The organism is Paenarthrobacter nitroguajacolicus, assembly GCF_051027655.1.
GTDB lineage: Bacteria > Actinomycetota > Actinomycetes > Actinomycetales > Micrococcaceae > Arthrobacter > Arthrobacter nitroguajacolicus.
This window is the reverse complement of sequence record NZ_CP073234.1, coordinates 1392376-1408535: the sequence shown is the minus strand read 5'-3', so window position 1 is coordinate 1408535 and position 16160 is coordinate 1392376. Positions and strand designations below refer to the sequence as shown.

Genomic DNA, 16160 nt, shown 5'->3' with positions numbered 1-16160 from the left:
CGTTCCGGGAATCTGTGCAGCGGCGTTGATTACTAATTACACGCGTGTAACTACCCGCCAGTCAAGCCGCGCCGGGATAATAATCAAGAATCTGTAGAAACGTGGGATGCGCCACGCCCAACATTTTGGCCGCGCCGCCGCGTGTCCCGGCGGGAAATGGAAGCACTGGATCGCTTCAAGTGAACTTTCATTGAATTTCCGCGGAAATGGACTCCGGTTCGCCACTGAGCCCAACGACTTGAGAAATTCCAGTGTGTCGCATTTCACAATCCCGACGCACAGCCCGGGGACGCTCCGGGGCCACCGTGGCAAGATTGACGCATGAGCATCCCGGCAGCGAACCTGATGACCGCCCTGCGATCCGGTCATTCAACGTCACCACGACTCACCTGGTATGGCCCCGACTCCGAGCGTGTGGAGCTTTCGGGGCGTGTCCTGGATAACTGGGTAGCCAAGACCAGCAACCTGCTACAGGACGAACTGGACGCCGAACCCGGAATGTCCATCAGGCTTGACCTCCCGGCACATTGGAAATCCTTCGTCTGGGCCCTGGCGGCGTGGCAACTGGGAATGGAAGTGGTCTTTGACGACACCTCGGCGGATCTGCTGGCGACCGACAAGCCCGACGACGGCGCCGGGGCCGGCTTCGAAGCTGTGGTCGCTGTGCCGCTGGCTGCACTGGCCATGCGCTGGCCGGGTGAGCTGCCGTCCGGCGTCGTGGATTATGCGGCAGAAGTCCGCTCCCATGGCGATGTCTTCATGGCGCACAACGAACCCGAGGCAACCCTGCCCGCCGTACGCGGAACATCAGGAATCCCCCATGATGACCTTATTGAAGGCTTTGCTGCCGCCCAGGAACCAGGCGTCCGGCTCTTGGTACGCGCGGCGGACGGCCTGGAGTCATGCCTGGCAGCTTCTCTGGGGGCATGGAAAGAGGACGGCTCCGTAGTACTCGTGCACCCCGACCTCGATGTGACCGAGCACCTTCTGGAGAACGAGCGCGTCAGCCGTTCTTAACCTCTGAAGGCGTCAGAGGTTCTTGACTGAAGGGAATTCGCCGGTCGCCGGGTTGGCCCCGGATTCGGAATTGGTCTTGGATTTGTGGTGCAGCTCGATGATCTCGTGGTCATGCGAGAACTCGGGTTCGGCATCCAGTTCTTCGTTGAACACCCAGAAGCGGTAGGCGAAGAAACGGAAGATGGTGCCCAGGATGAGGCCCACGACGCTGCCGGCGATGAACAGTGAAGGCTTGTCGTTGAGGTCCAGGATGTACTTTGCGAACCACACACATCCCGACGCAATCAGGAGCCCGACAAGGTTCATGATGGCAAACAGCACGGCTTCACGAACCACGTTGGCCTGTTTACGGTGCCGGAACGTCCAGAAACGGTTCGCGACCCACGAGAAAATACTTGCAACAATGGTTGCAATGGCCTTGGCCCACACTTCGCTGCCGTGCATCGGGCCCGAAAAGAGCCAGATGAAGACCGCCGAGTCGATGACGAAAGCAACACCGCCGACGGCGCCGAACTTTGCTACCTCACGCCAAAAAAGTGAGGCAAGTCCGCGGATGCGATCTGCAAGTGTGGTGATCATGACCCTCCATGGCCGTTGAAAAGTGGGCCGATGGGCCTCACCCATTTTAGCGCCGATTTCCATGTGCTGCCTTTGAAGGGGCTGTGAGAACGCCGATACTGGCGCCTCACGCCGCAGAAAACCATCCCAAAGGACGGCAGAATCAGTGATCCTGCCGGCGGTTCGGTAGGCTGAACCTTGTGACTTTTCCAGTAATTGGCGTTGTTGGCGGCGGCCAGCTCGCACGAATGATGGCTCCGCCCGCTACCGCCTTGGGCTTCGAACTCCGTGTTTTGGCCGAGGGTGAGGACGTTTCTGCCGTGGCCGCAGTGGCCACTGCGCCTCTTGGCGACTACAAGGACCTGGATGCTCTTCTTGAGTTCTCCAAGGGCCTGGACGTGCTCACGTTTGATCACGAACACGTCCCCACGGAGCACCTGCAAGCCCTCCTGGACGCAGGCGTCAACGTCCAACCCGGCCCTGACGCGTTGGTTAACGCCCAGGACAAGTTGGTGATGCGGGCTGCAATTGACCGCTTGGGCTTGCCGAACCCTGAGTGGTCGGCTGTCCACAGCGTTGAGGATCTGGTGGCCTTTGGCGACAGGATCGGCTGGCCCGTGGTTCTGAAGACCCCTCGCGGTGGTTATGACGGCAAGGGTGTCAGGATTGTTGACTCCGCGGACGATGCTTTGGAAACTGCCGACTGGTTCCAGGCTATGAGTCCCCTGCTGGCAGAAGCCAAGGTTGATTTCAGCCGCGAACTCTCGGCCCTTGTGGCACGCAGCCCAAGTGGCGAATCCCGTGCATGGCCGGTTGTCCACACCATACAGGTGGATGGAGTTTGCGACGAAGTGATCGCACCCGCCCAAAACATTTCCGTTGAAGTGGCTGCTGCGGCTGAAGAGGCTGCCCTGCGCATTGCCAACGAACTCGGCGTCACCGGGGTCATGGCCGCAGAGCTGTTCGAAACTCCGGGAGTCGGAGCAGGCTTCCTTATCAACGAGCTCGCCATGCGTCCGCACAACACCGGCCACTGGACGCAAGACGGTTCCATTACCAGCCAGTTTGAGCAGCACCTGCGGGCCGTGTTGGACCTTCCACTGGGCGCAACGGATGCCCTGGCCCCGGTGGTGGTCATGAAGAACTTCCTGGGCGGCGACAATCAGGACCTCTTCAAGGCTTTCCCCATGGCGTTGGCCTTCGAGCCCGCGGCAAAAGTGCATTCCTACGGCAAGTCCGTTCGCCCGGGCCGCAAGATCGGCCACGTGAACCTGGTTGGCAGCTCGGTTTCCGACGTCGACTCCGTCAGGCAGCGCGCGACCACCGTGGCCAACATCATCCGTGACGGCCGAAAGCCCGAGCAGACCACCCTAGAGGAGACCGCATGACTTCGGAAAGAACAGCCCCGCTGGTTGGGCTCGTGATGGGCTCGGACTCCGATTGGCCGGTGATGGAGGCCGCCGCAGACGCCCTGGCCGAGTTCGGCATCCCCTTTGAGGCAGACGTCGTGTCAGCTCACCGCATGCCCACTGAAATGATCCGCTACGGCCAGACTGCCCACGAACGCGGCCTGCGCGTCATCATTGCCGGGGCCGGCGGGGCTGCCCACCTTCCCGGCATGCTGGCTTCGGTCACGCCCCTTCCCGTCATCGGCGTCCCCGTCCCCCTCAAAACATTGGACGGCATGGATTCCCTGCTGTCCATCGTCCAGATGCCTGCAGGCGTTCCCGTGGCCACTGTGTCCATCGCCGGTGCCCGCAATGCAGGTCTTCTTGCCGTTCGCATGTTGGCATCAGGCACTGACGAACTTGCATCGAAGCTCCGCGCGGATCTCCTCACCTTCGCCCAGGAGCTGAACGACGTTGCCACTAAGAAGGGCGAAAACCTGCGCCACAAAGTAGAAGAGGTCTTTTCCCCTGCGAATGCCTCCGCCCGGAGCCCCCGCTAGGAAGGCAGCGGTTGATGACCATGCACAAGACCCCGAGTCAGCCCGGTTCCGCCCTGACTGATCCCGTCCGCTATCCGTCCGGCGCCAGCGCTCCGGTGCGGACCAAACGCGCCTTCGTGCTGGTCCTCCTCACTCTCTTTGTTCCCGGCAGCGCCCAGATTGTTGCCGGGGACCGCAAACTTGGCCGCATCGCTTTGCGCGTCACCATCACGGTGTGGGCCCTTGCCCTGCTCACATTGTTCATTGCGTTGGTGAACCGGACGATGCTGCTCAGCGTCGTCACGCATCCGGTGGGTTCGTTGTTCATCATCGTGATCCTCGTGGCGTTGGCCTTGGGGTGGGCCTTCTTGTTCCTCAATACCCTGAGAATCATCAGGCCCGCGCTCCTGGCACCGGGAATGCGCCCCATCATCGCCGTCGTCCTGGCGGTGACCACGGTCCTCGCCAGCGGATCGCTGGGCTATCTCGCCTACGTCCTGAACGTAAGCCGCAATGCAATCGGCAGCATTTTCAATGCCGGTCCCGCCATTGATCCAGTGGACGGACGGTACAACTTCCTCATGATGGGTGGCGACGCCGGGGACGATAGGACCGGCCGCCGCCCGGACAGCCTTTCCGTCATCAGCGTCGACGCGAAAACCGGCGAGAGTGCCATCATCTCTGTCCCCCGCAACCTTCAGAACGCCCAATTCAGCGAGGGCTCGCCTATGCGCGAGATCTACCCCGATGGCTACAACTGCGGGGACGAATGCCTCATCAACGCTGTCAACACCGAGGTCACCAATAACCACCAGGACCTCTATCCAGGGGTCGCGGATCCCGGAGCGCAGGCCACGCTCGAAGCCGTGTCCGGCACCTTGGGCATCACCGTCCAGGCGTATGTCCTGGTGGACATGGACGGTTTCGCCAAACTCATCGATGCCATGGGCGGCATCCGTATCAAAGCCGGTGGCTGGGTGCCCATCAGTGGTCCCGTCACTGACGAGGCCAACGGAATCCACGGCATGCCTGACGGTTGGATTCCTGCCGGCGACCAACACTTGAATGGCTTCCAGGCCCTTTGGTACGGACGATCCCGCGAATTCGTGGATGACTACGCCCGCATCGCGCGCCAGCAGTGCGTACAGCAAGCCATGCTCAAGCAGTTGGACCCTGCCACGCTCCTCACCAAGTTCGAGGACATCGCCAACGCCGGCACCAAGGTGGTTGACTCCAACATTTCCTCGAACCAGCTGGGCAGCTTTGTGGACCTCGCCTTGAAGTCCAAGAACCAGCCCGTCAAGCGCCTCACTATCGGCCCCCCGGACTTTGACGCGTCCTTCTCCACGGTGCCGGACTTTGACCTGATCCATTCCAAGGTCCAGGAAGTGCTGGCTTCGTCCAACACCCCCAAGGCGAGCGACGCCGTCGATTCCTATGACGGAGCCGGGGCCGGAACCTTTATGGCCGCGGGCCCGGTTGCGGGTTCCGTTCCCGTGAGCCAGCTGCCGTCGCCTTCGGCCGATTTCACCCCGGTGACCACCACGCCCGACGGCACCCCGATCACCATCGAGTTGCTGAACGGCCTCAAGGCCCAAGGCGATGAGCAAGGTATCCGTGACCTCGTGGCAACCAACGGACAGTGCGCACCGCTGTAAGCCGCCTTCCGCCCACCCCACGTTCAGCGCAACGATAAGGACTTTCTTTCGTGTACCAGATTGAGAATGTTTTGCGACCCTATGCGTGGGGTTCGACGACGGCGATCGCCGGCTTGCTTGGCCGGCCGGCGTCAGGTGGTCCCGAAGCCGAAATGTGGATCGGAGCCCACCCGGACTCGCCCTCCACAGCCGTCCACCCCAACGGTGTCACCCAGCCATTGGACGCGTTGATCGCCTCGGATCCCCTGCGCTGCCTGGGCTCGGAAAGCCTCGCCGAATTCGGCCCACGGCTGCCGTTTCTCACCAAGCTCCTGGCCGCAGAGCAGCCGCTGTCCTTGCAGGTGCACCCCAGCCTTGATCAGGCCCGGGAAGGATTCGCACGGGAGAATGCGGCCGGCATCCCCGCCGATGCAGCAGACCGCAACTACCGGGATGACAACCACAAACCGGAGATGATCTTCGCCCTCACTCCGTTCAAGGCATTGTGTGGTTTCCGTTCACCTGCTGAGTCCAAGGACATCTTTGGGCACCTGGCCCACGTCCTTGATTCCGCGGCAGTGGACGTTCCCGATGTCATCAAAGGCGTCATCGCAGATCTCGGCCAGCCTGATGAGCCTGCAGCCCTGAAAGCAGCCTTCAGCCGACTCATCGAGGGTGGCACCGGCGTCTCCGACGCCATCAACGAGGTAGTCGCCGTCCTGTCCGCCGGCGCACCGCTGGAGCCGCACCGCGAAGCGTTGACCGCCATGGTGGACATCAATGAAGCCTTCCCCGGAGATCCCGGCGTCCTCATTTCCCTTCTTCTGAACCATCTTTCCTTGCAGCCCGGTGACGTGGTTTACCTGCCGGCCGGCAACGTGCACGCTTACCTCCACGGGTTGGGCGTGGAGGTCATGGCCTCCTCTGACAATGTTCTCCGTGGCGGACTCACACCAAAGCACGTGGACGTCCCGGAATTGCTGAAGACTGTACGCTTCGAAGCACTCGGCGTGCCCCGCATCGAGGCCAGCGGAACCGAGTTCGGGCAGGAACTGTACCGGCCGCCCTTCAAGGAATTCCAGCTGCAGCGGATTGAGCTTGGCCCGGGCGCCGAGCCGGTGCCGCTAGCGCAAACCGGGCCCGCCGTCGTCGTGGTGGTGTCTGGCTCGGTGTTGCTCGACTCCCCCAAGAGTGATCTCAGGCTGCAGCGTGGCGCTGCAGCGTTCATCCCCGACATCGAGGCCCCCGTGAACGTCCACCCCGTGCAGGGAGCAACGGACACCAGTGTTGCCTTCGCGGTGACCACGGGGCTGGGGAACTGATTCATGGAGTTTTTCCTGCAAACGCCCGCATGGGCGGCTGTCCAGCGTTCCTTGGGACGCCGTGTCCATGAGCAGTCCGGGCCGGGCTGGAGTTTCCTCGCGATCGAGGAGAAGAACCCCGCCGGCAAGGTCATCTACGCCCCCTACGGCCCCGTAGCGGAGTCCGTGGAAGCTTTCGACGCCGCCACTGCTGCCTTGGTTGCCCTGGCAAAGGCGGAGGGTGCTGTGTTCGTGCGGATGGAGCCCGCTGCAGCCGGATTCACAGCGTCCGACGCCGATGCTCTCCTTCGCGCCCGCGGTATGACACCGGCGCCGGTTAATCAGCAGCCTGAGCTCAGCTGGATCGTGGATCTTGACGGCGACTTCAAAGACGTCCTGGCCGGGATGAAGCCGACCAACAGGAACCTCTACCGGAACATCCACAAGAAGGGTGTCACGTTCCGCGCTTCCCAGGATCCCGCCGACATCTCTGTGCTTCTGCATTTCCTCCATCTGACAGCTGCCCGGAACGGCTTCAAGCCCCAAAGCGACGAGTACCTCACGCAAGTAGCCGCTTCCCTGCTGCCCAATGGCGCGGGAACGCTGTTCATCGCGGAGCTTGAGGGCGAACCGATCGCCGCTGCTTTCGCCTATGACTCCGCTGATACCCGTGTGTACGCCCATGCCGCTTTGGACGATACCCACCGCAAGCTCAGCGCAGGCATCCCGCTCCTGGTGACTTTGATGGCTGACGCCAAGGAGAAGGGCCTCAAACACGTAGATCTTTGGGGTGTGGCGCCGGAAGACCAGCCGGACCACAAATGGGCGGGCTTCACTGCGTTCAAGAAGTCATTCGGAGGCCGCGAAGTGTCCTACCCGGGCACCTGGGACCTCCCGGTCAACAAGCTCCGCTACGGCGCGTACCAGCTTGCCAGGAAGCTCCGCGACAAACTGCGCTAGGCCAGCTCCCGGAGTCAGCACAAGGAACGCGTACCTCCACCACCCACTTTGAGGGCGCCTGCATCACGACACACCCAGACACTCGGCGTGTCCGCAGGTTTCCAAAGTCAAAGTAGGTGATGAGTGCACACCTCGCTCACTGCTGCGCAGGAGCGCCCGACGTCGGCACCACCGAAGCGCCGTCGTCGAACCATTGCGTGTTGACCGGCGAGGCCACCCTAATTGCCCACGGGCACCGTGATCCGGGCGCCACCACTCCATTTGTGTACTGAAATTGGCCGGTCGCGGTGAGGAACCCGTACCTCCACCACCTACTTTGAGGGCGCCTGCATCACGACACACCCACACACCCGGCGTGTCCGCAGGCTTCCAAAGTCAAAGTAGGTGATGAGTGCACACCTCGCTCACTGCTGCGCAGGAGCGCCCGACGTCGGCACCACCGAAGCGCCGTCGTCGAACCATTGCGTGTTGACCGGCGAGGCCACCCTAATTGCCCACGGGCACCGTGATCCGGGCGCCACCACTCCATTTGTGTACTGAAATTGTGCCGGTCGCGGTGAGGAACCCGTACCTCCACCACCCACTTTGAGGGCGCCTGCATCACGACACACCCAGACACTCGGCGTGTCCGCAGGTTTCCATAGTCAAAGTAGGTGATGACGGCGCAGCTCGCTCACTGCTGCGCAGGAGCGCCCGACGTCGGCACCACCGGAGCGCCGTCGTCGAACCATTGCGTGTTGACCGGTCGGCACCTCGGCGGACCGTGATCCGGGCGCCACCACTCCATTTGTGTAGCGAAATTGTGCAGGGCGCGGTGAGGAACCCGTACCTCCACCACCCACTTTGAGGGCGCCTGCATCACGACACACCCAGACACTCGGCGTGTCCGCAGGCTTCCAAAGTCAAAGTAGGTGGTGACGGCACACCCTGCGCCCTGCCCACCCCACAACAGCGCGAAGCCGGAAGCCGCGGCACCATCGCATCCGGACAGCGAAAAGCGCCCTGTCGCGTCAGCGGCATCAAATCGACGAGGTACGAGGAGATAGCCGCAGAGCGACAGGGCGCTTTTCGCGTCAAAAACGCGACAGCAACGGGGGGTTACGGCTTGCGCGCGTACGTCTCCCACTTGGATGCGTGGTGCTCAGCCTCTACGAAGCGGACCGTCCCGGACTTGGAGCGCATCACGATGGACTGCGTCATGACGCGGTCCTTCTGGTAGCGCACACCGTGGAGGAGGTCGCCGTCGGTGATGCCGGTTGCTGCGAAGTAGCAGTTGTCCGAGGTGACGAGGTCGTTTGTGGACAGGACGCGGTCGAGGTCGTGTCCGGCGTCGATGGCCTTCTGCTTCTCTTCGTCCGACGTCGGCCACAGGCGGCCCTGGATCACACCGCCGAGCGACTTGATGGCACAGGCTGCAACGATGCCTTCCGGAGTGCCGCCGATGCCCATCAGGGCGTCAACGCCGGTACCGGAGCGGGCTGCTGCGATGGCGCCGGCGACGTCGCCGTCCATGATGAACTTGGTGCGGGCACCGGCTTCGCGGATTTCTTCCACGAGGGGGCGGTGGCGGTCGCGGTCCAGGATCATGACGTTGAGCTGGTTGACCTTGACGCCCTTGGCTTTGGCGATGAGGTGCAGGTTCTGCTTGACGGGCAGGCGCAGGTCCACCATGTCGGCGGCTTCGGGGCCGGTGACGAGCTTCTCCATGTAGAACACAGCGGAAGGGTCGAACATGGATCCGCGCTCGGCAACTGCCAACACTGCCAGGGCGTTGTTGATGCCCAAGGCGGTCAGGCGTGTTCCATCGATGGGGTCCACGGCGACGTCGCACTCGGGACCGGTGCCGTCACCAACCTGCTCGCCGTTGAACAGCATGGGGGCTTCATCTTTTTCGCCTTCACCGATGACCACGACGCCGTTGAAGTGGACGGTGTGAAGGAACGAACGCATGGCATCGACGGCGGCACCGTCTGCCTTGTTTTTGTCGCCGAAACCTACCCAGTGGCCACCGGCAATTGCCGCGGCTTCGGTGACACGGACGAGTTCAAGCGCAAGGTTGCGGTCGGGTTCGTCGAGGCCGACGGCAAGCGACGGCGAAATCGTGGAATACTGCTGGGTCATTGGTGCAGGAGACACTTGAACCTCTTCTTCGAGTGACGATTCACGGGACCGGACATGGTTGCACTAAGCAACCCGGGGTTCCTCTATCAACGATCATAGTCGCCACGTGGTCCGGGAGTCGTTGGATGACCACGGCCCGCAATACCGGCGGCGAGGTTGCCGGATGTGTGTTCCCTGCCTCGATAAGCGATCATGGAGGGGTGAGTGAAACGCAGGACAAGCCCGCTGCCGGCAATGAGCCGGACGCCGCGGAGGCTAACCAAACAAGCGCCCAGGCATCCCCGGATGCCCCCTATAAACCCGTCATTGCGGCGAAAGCTGCCAAGCGGGCCAACGCTTCGGTCATCGGCATGGTCATAGCGCTGCTTGTCTGTGTACTGGCTTTCCTCCCCATCGTTTTGATGAACCCGGCTCCCAAGGGCGAAGGTTTCAGGCCGGATGTTGACGTCGCGTCCATCGCCCGCAATGCCACGGGTGTGGCGGGATTCACACCTGTCACTCCGGATACGGGCGACACATTCAAGCCCAACTACGCCCGTTGGGAGTCCGGCAGCGGAAGCGGCGTTCCTACCTGGGAGATTGGTTTCCTGACGCCCAAGGAAAACTTCATCGGGCTCACCCAGACCAGCCAGGCAAACCCCACATGGGTCCTGCAGAAAACGGAGAACCTTCCTGTCACTGGCACGCGTAGTGCAGGCGGCCAGGAGTGGGAGTTGCGCGACTCAGGCAAGGAAAAGCGGAGCATGGTCCTGGAGTACCGCGGCACCACCATCATTCTGAACGGCACCGCAAACCTGGAAGAGTTCGCAACTTTGGCGGCCGCCGTCGTGAAGTCCGCAGAGCAGGCGCCGCCTGCAAGCGCGCCGGCTACCGCCACTACTTCCGCGCAGCCCTCCGCCTAACTTCCTATCCGGCTAACCCGGCGCAACAGTTTCACGGACTGCCCCATCCGCGTCGTAAAGTAAGGCTCGTGCCTACTTACCTCACTCCAGCCCTGGCGTGGCGCCGTCTCCGCGAGGGCAACGAACGTTTTGTTTCCGGCGAATCCCTGCACCCCAACCAGGACGCTTCGCGACGATCTTCTCTCATTGAGAACCAGAACCCCTTCGCCGTGATCTTCGGCTGCTCGGATTCACGGCTCGCTGCAGAAATTATCTTTGACCTGGGGCTCGGTGACGCCTTCGTGGTGCGCACTGCCGGCCAGGTCATTGATGATGCGGTCCTGGGCTCCCTCGAGTACAGCATCAGCGAACTCCGGGTTCCGCTGATCGTCATCCTCGGCCATGACAGCTGCGGTGCCGTGAAGGCCACCAAGGCGGCCGTTGAAACAGGCGAGATGCCCCCGGGCTTCATCCGCGACCTCGTAGAGCGCATCACCCCGTCCGTCCTGACCGCCAAGCGCAATAGCCAGGAAGACGTCAACGACATGGTGGTGGAGCACGTCAAGCAGACTGCTGCCCGCTTGGCTGACAGCTCACGTGTGATTTCCGACGCCATCGACGACGGCCGGGTTGCCGTGATCGGCTTGTCGTACAAGCTCGACGAAGGCCGTGCGGCGCTCGTTTCCGGGATCGGCAAGCTCTAGGAAGACGTGCTCCGGCCGCAGCGCCGGAGCACGTAGCACTCCTCTCCGGGTTTTCTGTGGAGCGTCCAATCGCCCTAAGCTAGCCCCATGACTTCCACCACTGAGTTCCGTATTGAACATGACACGATGGGCGAAGTTCGCGTCCCCGTGAACGCCCTGTACCGCGCCCAGACGCAGCGTGCTGTGGAGAACTTCCCGATCTCCGGCAAGACGCTTGAGCGCACACACATCGAGGCTCTTGCCCGCGTGAAGAAGGCAGCTGCACTGGCGAATGCCGAACTGGGGGTGCTCGATGGTGAGCTCGCCGAGGCTATCGCCGCCGCTGCCGATGAGGTCGCCACCGGTAAGTACGACGGCGACTTCCCGATTGACGTTTTCCAGACCGGCTCGGGCACTTCCTCCAACATGAACACCAACGAGGTCATCGCGGAGCTGGCCTCGCGCGCCCTCGCGGCCGCGGGGAGTGACAAAGTTGTCCACCCGAACGACCATGTGAACGCGTCGCAGTCCTCCAACGACGTCTTCCCGACGTCCGTACACGTCGCCGCCACCTCGGCCCTGATCAACGACCTGATCCCGGCACTGGAGTACCTGGCAGCTTCCCTCGATCGCAAGGCCGTGGAGTTCAAGGACGTCGTCAAGTCCGGCCGTACCCACCTCATGGACGCCACGCCGGTCATGCTCGGCCAGGAATTTGGCGGCTACGCTGCCCAGGTCCGGTACGGCATCGAGCGCATCAACGCCGCACTCCCCCGCGTTGCCGAAGTTCCCCTGGGTGGCACCGCTGTTGGTACCGGAATCAACACCCCGGCCGGCTTCCCGGAGCGCGTCATCGAACTCCTCGCCGCCGACACCGGCCTGCCGCTGACCGAGGCACGCGACCATTTCGAAGCACAGGCAAACCGTGACGGCCTGATCGAAGGTTCCAGCCAGCTCCGCAACATCGCGATCTCCTTCATGAAGATCAACAATGACCTCCGCTGGATGGGCTCCGGCCCCAACACGGGCCTCGGCGAAATCGCCATTCCGGACCTTCAGCCGGGCTCCTCGATCATGCCGGGCAAGGTCAACCCGGTCATCTGCGAAGCGTCCATCATGGTCTGTGCCCAGGTCATCGGCAACGACACCGCCATCGCCTGGTCCGGCACCAACGGCGCCTTCGAACTCAACGTCGGCATCCCCGTGATGGCCGCCAACCTGCTCGAGTCCATCCGCCTGCTGGCCAACACCAGCCGCGTCATGGCCGACAAGATGATCGACGGCATCACCGCCAACGTCGAGCGTGCGCGCTTCCTTGCAGAGGCTTCCCCGTCCATCGTGACCCCGCTGAACAAGTTCATTGGTTACGAGAACGCTGCCAAGATCGCCAAGATCGCCGTGAAGGAGGGTCTGACCATCCGTCAGGCCACCGAGAAGCTTGGCTTCGTCGGCGAGGGCGAAGGCAAGGTTACCGAGGCAGAGCTCGACAAGGCCCTCGACGTCACCACTATGACGTCCCCCGCTCACAAGAACTAATACTCAAAGCACGACGACGGCCGGTACCTTTCTCACGAAAGGTACCGGCCGTCGTCGTACCCGAAAGTATGAGTAAAGCCATACCCGAAACTTTTTGCACTTTTAGTGTTTGAGTGCAAAACTTTACTTTGTGAGCAATAGTGCAAATACTGATGGTGGCCTTCGTGAGCGCAAGCGGGCTGCCACGCGGACGGCGATCACCGCCGTCGCGCGTTCCATGACCGCGGCACGTGGCCTGAGCGGTTTCACCGTTGAAGAAGTCTGCGAAGAGGCGGGGATTTCACGCCGGACCTTCTTCAATTACTTCCACTCCAAGGAAGACGCCGTCATCGGTTCGTTTTCGGATGAGTTGCCCGAGGACGCCTTGGAAGCGTTCAACCAGAACCCTTCCCCCACGCCGGACAGCATCTCCGGGACTCTCTTGGCAGCCCTGCACGTGCTCACCGTGACCCTGATGGAGCGTTCATCCATCAGCCGGACCGAGGTCCAACAGTTCATCGCTGCCATTACGGCCGAACCACAGCTACTGGCGCGGCTCACCCTCGAAGGGGAAGCCCGCGAACGACAATTCGCCGCGCTGGTGGCCGCCCGCGAAGGGCTGGACCCCGGGCACCCCGAGGTCATGACGGCAACGGTGGTGTTCGGGGCTGTCTCCAAGAAGACAGCACAGCAATTCTTCTCGGAGGATAATTCGCGCCCCTACCGCGGGATCCTCGAACAGAACCTCAACGCCGCACGGAAACTTTTTGCGCAACCACTGGCCACGAACCAAGAGTTGGGCGCCAACCCCCTTGAAACCACGAAGGACCCCGCATGAGTACACTCTCCAAAGCAGCCGAACCGCTGCTGCTGACCCAGAAACGCATCTGGATCATCTTCTCGGCGCTGATCGCAGGCATGCTGTTGTCCAGCCTCGACCAGACGATCGTTTCCACCGCAATGCCTACCATCGTGGGCAAGCTGGGCGGCGTGGAGCACCAGGCCTGGATCACCACCGCGTACCTCCTTGCCACCACCATCGTGATGCCCATCTACGGCAAGTTCGGTGACATCCTTGGGCGTCGCAACCTGTTCCTCGTCGCAATCGCCCTGTTTACCCTCGCATCCGTGGGTTGCGCGTTTGCCACCGATTTCTGGGGCTTCGTGATCTTCCGCGCTATTCAAGGCCTGGGCGGCGGCGGCCTCATGATCCTCTCGCAGGCGATCATTGCCGACATCGTTCCCGCCAAGGAGCGCGGCAAGTACATGGGCCCGTTGGGCGCAATCTTCGGCCTGTCCGCTGTAGCCGGACCGCTGCTGGGTGGCTTCTTCGTTGACCACCTCACCTGGGAATGGGCTTTCTACATCAACATCCCCATCGGCATCGCTGCGTTCATCACCGCCTGGTTCACTTTGACCCTGCCGAATAAGAAGGCAGAGAAGAAGATCGACATCCTGGGTGTCCTGTTCCTCTCCGCTGCCACCACCTGCCTCATCTTCTTCACGGACTTTGGCGGCAAGAAGGACGAGGGCTGGGATTCACCCCTTACGTGGGCGTTTGGGGTCGGCATGGTCCTGGCCGCCTTTGCCTTCGTGATGGTTGAACGCCGCGCCGAGGACCCCATCATTCCGCTGAGCCTGTTCAAGAACCCCATCTTCATCAACGCCACGGCCATCGGCTTTACGTTGGGCCTGGGTATGTTCGCCGCCATTGCTTTCGTTCCCACGTTCCTGCAGATGTCCTCCGGAACGTCGGCCGCTGAGTCCGGCCTGCTGATGCTGCCCATGATGGTGGGCCTGATGGGCACGTCCATCTACTCCGGTATCCGCATTTCCAAGACCGGCAAGTACAAGATGTACCCCATCCTGGGTGCTGCGCTCACCATCGCTGCAATGCTGTGGCTGACTACGCTCACAGCGGCAACCCCCATCTGGGTCATCTGCGTGCAGCTCTTCATCTTCGGCGCCGGCTTGGGCCTGATCATGCAGGTCATTGTCCTGGTAGTGCAGAACTCCGTTCCTGCTGACCAGATTGGTACGGCGACCAGTACCAACAACTACTTCCGCGAGGTAGGGGCATCGCTGGGTGTCGCCGTCTTTGGAGCGATCTTCACCAACCGTTTGGCCGAATCACTCACCGACGCCTTCACAGGTGCCGGTGCCTCTGCCGAGCAGGCTTCACAGTCCACCAGTACCCTGGATCCCCAAGCCTTGGCGCAGATGCCCGAACAGTTGCGTGATGCGATCGTCAACGCCTACGCCAACTCGCTGGCGCCCGTCTTCTGGTACTTGGTGCCGTTCATTGCCATCGCACTGATCCTTGCCATCACCCTGAAGCAGATCCCGCTCTCAGACACCGCCGGCATGGTGGCACGCGGCGAGGCTGTGGGTGGCGAAGAGGCGGACCGGCTTGAGGCCGAGCGCCTGGAGACTGCACGGCTGGAAGCGGAGTTGGCTGCCTCGGATGGCATCGAAAAGGATCGCCCGACGGCCGACGCGGGCAGACGGTAAGGCTACTCCTCCACTTGGTACGCCACGGGGCCTTCGGGCTCCGTGGCAAGCCTGATGGCCTCAAGGTTCCCGGCACTCATCTCCGGAAGCTCGTCCAGCGCAAACCACCCGACGGCCAGTGATTCGTCGTCATTGACCCGGGCTTCTCCAGAGACGTATCGGCAGCGGAACGTGATGTCCAGGAAATCGCACACGTCGCCGTTGGGGAACGTCACAGGCCCCACAACTCCGACGCCGATGATGCGCTCCGTCTCGGCCACAACGGCTGTTTCCTCCAAGATTTCGCGGATCAAACCAGGCGCGGGGTGCTCACCCGGTTCCAACATTCCGGTGATTAGTGTCCAGTGGCCGTTGTCGGCACGCTGGCCTAAAAGCACCCTGCCTTCGTCGTCAAACACCACTCCCCGCACGGCCGGCAGCCAGAGCGGGTCGTTGCCGATCTTTTCCCGCAGTTTGATCACGAATTCCGGTGCACCCATGGTGTCAGCTTTCCTTCAATTCGATGGTCGCGTGTGAGTTCTTCAAGGTGAGGGTGTCCCCGTCGAGCTTCCACTGAACAGGCTGTTCAAAGAGCTCCTCTGTCCACGCCTGGTAGTTGTCCGTTGGCTCCACGCAACCGTGGTCGGTGACCATCATCCAAAGCTGCGTAAAGACATCATCCTGCACTGAAACTGCCACCTGGAGATAATTGCACGGTGTGTGGACGAAGAGGGTCCACTCTCCGTTGGCATGCCTCGAGCTCACTCTCAGCGGGTCCGTTCCGAGCCATGCCACATCTCCCGTGGCATCGGTTCCCCGCACGGACGTGAACTCGGAACAGCCCAGCGGACCACCTTCACAGGGGGTCTCCGGGCTGCGTGTGGGATCCGGCGGTTGAGTAATGCCCGGCTGCTGCGTATTCCCCGACTGAATACCAGTCCCCGGCTGGATGCCGGATCCCGTGGATACAGGAGGTTCGTTGACTGTCTGCCCGCATCCGGTCGGCAGTGCGCAGGCAATGAACGCGCCCAGCAGGAACCTCAACCTGATTCGCCGCACTGCAAACCTCC

At 62.1% G+C, this 16160-nt stretch carries 15 protein-coding genes; 11 read left to right on the top strand and 4 right to left on the bottom strand.

What is annotated here, in order from left to right; genetic code table 11:
• The first annotated feature begins 321 nt into the window (after nt 1-321).
• Nucleotides 322-1017 (top strand): TIGR03089 family protein, encoded by a 696-nt coding sequence (locus KCX59_RS07020; protein WP_178997902.1) that lies wholly within the window; start codon nt 322-324, stop codon nt 1015-1017.
• Nucleotides 1018-1029: 12 nt separating this feature from the next.
• On the opposite strand, the gene KCX59_RS07015 is transcribed toward KCX59_RS07020, so the two are convergent.
• The gene (locus KCX59_RS07015; protein ID WP_091466143.1) at nt 1030-1596 is read right to left on the bottom strand and encodes a GtrA family protein; all 567 of its coding nucleotides are present in this window, start codon (nt 1594-1596) and stop codon (nt 1030-1032) included.
• Between the two features lie 179 nt (nt 1597-1775).
• Here KCX59_RS07015 and KCX59_RS07010 point away from each other — a divergent pair, with 179 nt between their 5' ends.
• From KCX59_RS07010 to KCX59_RS06990, 5 genes are read left to right on the top strand one after another with little or no spacing between them, the layout of a single operon-like run.
• Nucleotides 1776-2963, top strand: a complete 1188-nt coding sequence (locus tag KCX59_RS07010; protein ID WP_091466142.1) for a 5-(carboxyamino)imidazole ribonucleotide synthase — start codon at nt 1776-1778, stop codon at nt 2961-2963.
• Nucleotides 2960-3523, top strand: coding sequence for a 5-(carboxyamino)imidazole ribonucleotide mutase (gene purE / locus KCX59_RS07005; protein WP_091466140.1), 564 nt, complete (start codon nt 2960-2962; stop codon nt 3521-3523). The genes KCX59_RS07010 and purE overlap by 4 nt, the downstream gene beginning before the upstream one ends.
• A gap of 14 nt (nt 3524-3537) precedes the next feature.
• Nucleotides 3538-5160, top strand: coding sequence for an LCP family protein (locus KCX59_RS07000; RefSeq protein WP_179019211.1), 1623 nt, complete (start codon nt 3538-3540; stop codon nt 5158-5160).
• Nucleotides 5161-5210: 50 nt separating this feature from the next.
• Nucleotides 5211-6461 (top strand): mannose-6-phosphate isomerase, class I, encoded by a 1251-nt coding sequence (gene manA, locus KCX59_RS06995; protein ID WP_179019213.1) that lies wholly within the window; start codon nt 5211-5213, stop codon nt 6459-6461.
• A gap of 3 nt (nt 6462-6464) precedes the next feature.
• Nucleotides 6465-7400, top strand: a complete 936-nt coding sequence (locus KCX59_RS06990) for a lipid II:glycine glycyltransferase FemX (protein ID WP_091466135.1) — start codon at nt 6465-6467, stop codon at nt 7398-7400.
• A 1098-nt stretch (nt 7401-8498) separates the two neighbouring features.
• Here KCX59_RS06990 and glpX read toward each other — a convergent pair.
• Nucleotides 8499-9521 carry a class II fructose-bisphosphatase gene (gene glpX, locus KCX59_RS06985; RefSeq protein ID WP_017198677.1) on the bottom strand — a complete coding sequence of 341 codons (1023 nt, stop codon included), beginning with the start codon at nt 9519-9521 and terminating at the stop codon, nt 8499-8501.
• 200 nt (nt 9522-9721) lie between these two features.
• Between glpX and KCX59_RS06980 the strand changes: the two genes are divergently transcribed.
• From KCX59_RS06980 to KCX59_RS06960, 5 genes are all read left to right on the top strand, one after another.
• Nucleotides 9722-10423: a DUF4245 domain-containing protein gene (locus tag KCX59_RS06980; protein WP_370629233.1), complete on the top strand. Its 702-nt coding sequence runs from the start codon at nt 9722-9724 to the stop codon at nt 10421-10423.
• Between the two features lie 68 nt (nt 10424-10491).
• On the top strand, nt 10492-11106 hold the full coding sequence (locus KCX59_RS06975) for a carbonic anhydrase (protein WP_011774029.1): 615 nt from the start codon (nt 10492-10494) through the stop codon (nt 11104-11106).
• 87 nt (nt 11107-11193) lie between these two features.
• Nucleotides 11194-12621, top strand: coding sequence for a class II fumarate hydratase (locus KCX59_RS06970; protein WP_091466132.1), 1428 nt, complete (start codon nt 11194-11196; stop codon nt 12619-12621).
• 130 nt (nt 12622-12751) lie between these two features.
• The gene (locus KCX59_RS06965; protein ID WP_179019217.1) at nt 12752-13438 is read left to right on the top strand and encodes a TetR/AcrR family transcriptional regulator; all 687 of its coding nucleotides are present in this window, start codon (nt 12752-12754) and stop codon (nt 13436-13438) included.
• The gene (locus tag KCX59_RS06960; RefSeq protein WP_179019219.1) at nt 13435-15111 is read left to right on the top strand and encodes an MDR family MFS transporter; all 1677 of its coding nucleotides are present in this window, start codon (nt 13435-13437) and stop codon (nt 15109-15111) included. Before KCX59_RS06965 ends, KCX59_RS06960 begins: the two co-directional genes overlap by 4 nt.
• Nucleotides 15112-15113: 2 nt before the next feature.
• Here KCX59_RS06960 and KCX59_RS06955 read toward each other — a convergent pair whose 3' ends face one another.
• Together KCX59_RS06955 and KCX59_RS06950 are read right to left on the bottom strand one after the other, a co-directional pair.
• Nucleotides 15114-15590, bottom strand: coding sequence for an NUDIX hydrolase (locus KCX59_RS06955; protein ID WP_179019221.1), 477 nt, complete (start codon nt 15588-15590; stop codon nt 15114-15116).
• Nucleotides 15591-15594: 4 nt separating this feature from the next.
• Nucleotides 15595-16149, bottom strand: coding sequence for an META domain-containing protein (locus KCX59_RS06950; RefSeq protein WP_179019223.1), 555 nt, complete (start codon nt 16147-16149; stop codon nt 15595-15597).
• Nucleotides 16150-16160 lie beyond the last annotated feature (11 nt).

Coding starts and splice junctions, on each gene's coding strand:
- KCX59_RS07020 (WP_178997902.1), top strand. CDS start 322: ATGAGCATCCCGGCAGCGAACCTGATGACCGCCCTGCGATCCGGTCAT.
- KCX59_RS07015 (WP_091466143.1), bottom strand. CDS start 1,596: ATGATCACCACACTTGCAGATCGCATCCGCGGACTTGCCTCACTTTTT.
- purE (WP_091466140.1), top strand. CDS start 2,960: ATGACTTCGGAAAGAACAGCCCCGCTGGTTGGGCTCGTGATGGGCTCG.
- KCX59_RS07000 (WP_179019211.1), top strand. CDS start 3,538: ATGACCATGCACAAGACCCCGAGTCAGCCCGGTTCCGCCCTGACTGAT.
- KCX59_RS06990 (WP_091466135.1), top strand. CDS start 6,465: ATGGAGTTTTTCCTGCAAACGCCCGCATGGGCGGCTGTCCAGCGTTCC.
- glpX (WP_017198677.1), bottom strand. CDS start 9,521: ATGACCCAGCAGTATTCCACGATTTCGCCGTCGCTTGCCGTCGGCCTC.
- KCX59_RS06970 (WP_091466132.1), top strand. CDS start 11,194: ATGACTTCCACCACTGAGTTCCGTATTGAACATGACACGATGGGCGAA.
- KCX59_RS06960 (WP_179019219.1), top strand. CDS start 13,435: ATGAGTACACTCTCCAAAGCAGCCGAACCGCTGCTGCTGACCCAGAAA.
- KCX59_RS06955 (WP_179019221.1), bottom strand. CDS start 15,590: ATGGGTGCACCGGAATTCGTGATCAAACTGCGGGAAAAGATCGGCAAC.